Source organism: Bacillus sp. DHT2 (assembly GCF_026241455.1).
Classification (GTDB): domain Bacteria; phylum Bacillota; class Bacilli; order Bacillales; family Bacillaceae_G; genus Bacillus_A; species Bacillus_A pseudomycoides.
Window position 1 is genome coordinate 1 of the sequence record NZ_JAPHWH010000046.1, and the last position, 5,023, is coordinate 5,023.

Genomic DNA, 5,023 nt, shown 5'->3' on the forward strand with positions numbered 1-5,023 from the left:
TGCGCTTTGAAACAATTACCCCCTCGTAGTTTTCTACAGAGGGTTAAATTGTTATTTAAAAAGTTTTTTAAATATTAGGGGTTTTTAGTTGTGCACTCTTGTTTTTGGGTGTGAGTGCTGGCTAGTCGTGTGGGGGCTAAACCCCACGAACTTAACGTAACTAAGATATAGAAAAAGCCGATTGCTCTGGTCGATAAATTAAAGCGGTTCGGCAGGTATAATTGCTAATTCAAGTCGAACAACCTAATTTCTTGTTTTTGGTATGTTCGGCTTGGCGATATGCTCACACCTGCCGAATTTCGGAGTGCAATGGAGAAATGGTGGAGATTTTTTGAGTGGGGTTCTCAAAAAATACTACCTGACCATTGCATGGAGAAAAGCCTTTTTGATTATAGAAGAGAGTAAATGAAACAAAAAAGTGGGAAAAACCTAAATATATCAGTGGTTTTGGGCGTTTTACCCACTTAACTTTTTTTAAGTAGTTACTTAACTCTTGTTTCGTAAACACTTAATTTATATTTAAGCGTTTAATCATTTCCTTTATTAATTTCGAATGAATATAACAGCAACGAACATAATATTAATTGTGGTAGGAGATTGTTATGTTTTAACTGCGTGTACCCCCAAAAAGAGCCCTAATATTTGATAGGGTTCTTTTTTTATATATCAAACAAAAAATAAAAAAAAGAGGCTTATCTAGTTATATACACAATTTTGTACCCTGCATACACTGACAATATACAACAGCCTACTTGTTGTGAAATTAACCTACAATAGAGCCATCGAAAGGGGACCTCATGAATTATTCATTTAATAAATCTGATGGACTAATCCCTTTTAAAAAAAGCTACGAGTGTTCAAAAACAGCCTGTAGAGACCCTTGTAGTTCAATAATATTTAATCCAACACTCTCAATCATTATCTTTCCTAATAAAAAAATCAAAACCCACTATATAGGGTTTTGATTTTTTTATTAGTATCCTCCTTGTTTTTATGAACATAGTATTGTTTTAAACTGGATCCCTACACATTGTGTGGGGATCTTTTCATAAAGAAAAGACACTCATTGAGTGCCTTTTCTAATTGTTTTTAGCAAGCTCCGCCGAATCCGCCACCCCAACAGCTGCAACCAATGATAATTAGCAGGATGAACAGCACAATTAGTAAAGCAAATCCGCCACCAAAGCCGCCACAACTACCTCCAAAACCCATAATAATTCCTCCTTAAGTAAGAGGGTATTAACTGGGATGCCAATGTGTTTTAACGGTTTACATTATCTTATGTTTTTAAAGGATATATGAGCGAGTCTTAAAAAAAGACACCCTAAGATGCCTTCCTCCGACTTAAATCACTCTACTTTTAATAATATAAATTAAGATACATTATTCTGAAGGTGCTCCTTTCAAAAGGATGGGTTTACACTGGATCCCTGCACATTGTGTGGAGATTTTTTCATAAAGGTGTACCGCCATCATTTTATATCGAAATTTGCTTAGCGTAGTTTTTTTTCGATTTGTGGTCTGTACCCCTAAAATATAAAAGACGAAAAATCACACAAAGTTAAGATAATACCGCCTTGTGATTTTTCGTCCTTTTACTTTGTTTTTGGGATGGAGGTTGGCTCGTCGTGTGGGAACGAATTGGAAAAGAGTATTAATAGATATAGAAGGGATAGCCTCGAAAACCCTTGATAAATATGGGTTTATAATTTCCTTATGTTCACCCTAGGGGTGAACATAAGGAAACAAGGTGTTCATTTTTTTGTTGTTTTTGTGAACGTCTTGTTTTATCAATCTAAACAAGACGTTTGCACTAGTGAACATATATGTTCACTAGTGCAAAATAAGAGCTAAAAATCCCACTTAAAATTACAAGATTTTAAGTGGGATTTTTAGCTCTTATTATAAAAGACACAAGGGGAATTAAAAAAAGCCTTTATCTATAAGGTTTTTTTAAACATAATAGTTACCATATTTGGTATTGATGTTACCATATTTGGTATGTATAATAGTTACCATATACGGTAACTATTACATAGAGGGAGGTTAAAAAGTAATGTCATCATTAGATAAAGATATCTTTATCGAAGTACCTGATGAAGAAACAGGAGAAATCCAACAATATTTATTAACTCCAGCTAAAAAGAAAAAAGTTTATAAGGGGGATTGGGTCATGGTGTTTCAAGAAGGATTAACATATGTTGCAAAACTCAATTTAAAAGGTGAAACATTGCGTGTTTATATGATCCTATTATCAAAACTAGATTATGAAAATTGGTTAAGAATTAGGCAAAAAGACATAGCTGAAGAATTAGGAATGAAACCTCCCCATGTTTCAAGAGCAATTAAAGAACTTTCTAATCATGGAATTTTAGTTAAAGGTCCTAAAGTAGGTGCTTCTAATACATATCGTTTAGATCCTTCATTTGCTTTTAGAGGACGGGATAAAAATTTAGAACAAGTCCGAAAAGAAGTAAAACACCTTAAAATTATAAAATAGTTGATACTAATCTAAAAATTTCGTGCTGTTAAAACATAAATTTCATAAACTAAATTACCATATTTATTAAGTTCATAAAAAAAGACCAAAAGGATTATACACACTTTTGGTCTTTTTTTATCATCGCGTAAGGAATTGAATGAATAACTTAATACAATATATGCCTGTCTTTTTTATAAGATCAAGGAGAGTATACCAAAACATAATATAATTTATGTTTGTCTTTTTTTATGTGTATCTAGTAAAAACACATTTTCTAAAAATTTATCTTTCTAAATCCATGTCTTTATTTTTACCTTTTCTTTTTTGTTGCAAATCTTTTGAAGCAAGATCATATCCTTTTCTTTCATGTTCTGTTAAATTGTTTTCACTAAATCGAGTATTACTAAAGGGATTTAAAGTGATATTCACTTTTTTCTTACAGTATCCTACAATTTGTTGGAATTTCTCCAATCCTTGAGGGATTCGTTCTTTATAAAACTCCTGCATTTGTATAAATAACTTTTGAAGTCTCTCATATTTGGCTTTATATGGTTCTAATTCTTTTTTCTCTTTTTCTAAATGTTTTACAGTTGTATGTAAGTCTGTATTATTCGCTTCCAACGCATGGTTTTGTCTCTGTAACGTCTTATTTTCCCTTTTAAAGGCCTCTGACGCCTTTGCAAGGGTTTTAATCCTTTGAAAGTCTTCTAATCCAATTTCAACCGTTTTAGAGCGTATGAGACCCCCTTTTTCTTTCACAGGCATCTCTTCTACTTGTTTTCCTACTTTAACAGCTCCTTTTAAAGCATTTAAACGATTTTTCATCTGTTTCATAGATTTCTCTATTTGTTGCCTTTCCAACTCTTTCTCTAAAAGAGTCTCTTCTAACACTTGTACTTCTTCTTTTGCTGTCAAAGCTTTAAAACGTGCGGTTTCAATATGTTTTTTATCACTAGATACTCCACGTTCTAAATCAAAACCTTTCTCTACCATATGAGCATGAAAATCATCCTGGAGCGAGACTAACTCTTTACGGTTAAAGATTTGTTTTGCCGATAATTTCTTTTCTTCCGTTATCGGAACCATCCCTACATGCATATGAGGTGTCTTTTCATCCAGATGTACCGCTGCATGTACAATGTTTTGTTCTCCATATCGTTCTTTAAGAAAGCTATAGGCTTCCTCAAAGAATTCTTTTTGAGAATCTGGATCTTCTTCGCTTAAACGTTCAAAGAAATCTCTATCACTTGTTACCACAAATTCGCACATCACAACTGCATCTTTTCGAATCGCTCGATTGGTTTCTACATTCTGTTCAATTTTTTCTTTCACTGTTCTTAAATAATCAATGTACTGATCATTATGTAAATCATAATTTAAATGACTTTGTTCTTTTTCAATATCAGGATTTGTATGACTCTCTTTTTCTCGTTGATTATGAATCTGGATTCCTTTCACATCTCGCATTTTAAATTTCTGCATTCTACAAATGGCAAAACTCACGAATCCTCACCTCAACTTGTTCTATTTTTCCTCTTTATTTTGTTCTCGACCACTCTATAAAGTATATATACTTCTCTACTGTTTTTCGGTGGACTTCCATGTAAAGTATAGCACACTATACTTTACTATCGTAAAGAGTGTGCCCCCCTAAGGGGGATTTCGGCTTCGCCGAATAAGACCTTGGGCTTTGCCCAAACCCACTGGGGAAGATTTCCCCAGACCCCCTTAATCGAACTCCCCAACCCCTCAATCCTTGAGGGGCTCCCTCGCCGGTTGGCAGGAACAAACAATCGTTTGTTCAGTGCCAAGAGGGTTTGGGTATCGTTCAGTTGGTCAAGTCAAATACTCCCTTTGCTTCGCTAGGTCCGTTTTGATTGACCAACACATAATTATGAACGTTCCATATTTACACAGGTACATGCCTTAACCAAATCTATTAATCTAACATATTATGTACAAGCGACTTTAAATCTATGAAAAAGTTGCTAAGGAGGCGAATATAAAATGGCAACATTTGAAATTGGAGCGAGATGTCTTTTCAATTTTCGAAACGAACGCTTTTTCCTATTAGTTGAAGATGAAATTACAGTTCCAGAGAGCGGTGTGGAGATTGATCCACTTAATATCTATGAAATTGACGAGCAAACTTTCGATTTTATCAGAGATGAAGGAGATACAAACGTGTGTGTACCAGTTACTACACTTCCAACTGTACCACCTGGATTTCACTTAGAACGAAAATGTATTTTTACAGTTGATAATGCATACTGGGCAATCTATGAGTTAGAAGATGGAACTGATGACATTGTTATATTAATCATCAGTGCAGCTTTATTTAACTCATTGAGAAATTCTGGTGTTCATGAATGTTTTCCTCAAAATTTTATAAATTAATTAGACCTCAAATGGAATGCGCTTTGAAACAATTACCCCCTCGTAGTTTTCTACAGAGGGTTAAATTGTTATTTAAAAAGTTTTTTAAATATTAGGGGTTTTTAGTTGTGCACTCTTGTTTTTGGGTGTGAGTGCTGGCTAGTC

Annotated in this window: 4 protein-coding genes; 2 read left to right on the forward strand and 2 right to left on the reverse strand. The window is 33.9% G+C overall.

The genetic code is table 11. The features are described 5' to 3' along the window. Positions 1-1,089: 1,089 nt before the first annotated feature. A complete protein-coding gene (locus ORL93_RS30565; protein WP_081811100.1) occupies positions 1,090-1,212 on the reverse strand; it encodes a YjcZ family sporulation protein in 123 nt (40 codons plus the stop codon). Between the two features lie 844 nt (positions 1,213-2,056). Here ORL93_RS30565 and ORL93_RS30570 point away from each other — a divergent pair. After that, entirely contained in the window at positions 2,057-2,500 is a 444-nt protein-coding gene (locus tag ORL93_RS30570; protein WP_006097479.1) for a helix-turn-helix domain-containing protein, read from the forward strand. Positions 2,501-2,764: 264 nt separating this feature from the next. Here ORL93_RS30570 and mobV read toward each other — a convergent pair whose 3' ends face one another. Then, complete coding sequence (mobV, locus tag ORL93_RS30575; protein ID WP_265960318.1) at positions 2,765-3,985, reverse strand: MobV family relaxase; 1,221 nt, start codon at positions 3,983-3,985, stop codon at positions 2,765-2,767. Between the two features lie 504 nt (positions 3,986-4,489). On the opposite strand from mobV, the gene ORL93_RS30580 reads away from it, so the two are divergent. Next, positions 4,490-4,879, forward strand: coding sequence for a spore coat protein (locus ORL93_RS30580; RefSeq protein ID WP_265960319.1), 390 nt, complete (start codon positions 4,490-4,492; stop codon positions 4,877-4,879). The last annotated feature ends 144 nt before the right edge of the window (positions 4,880-5,023 follow it).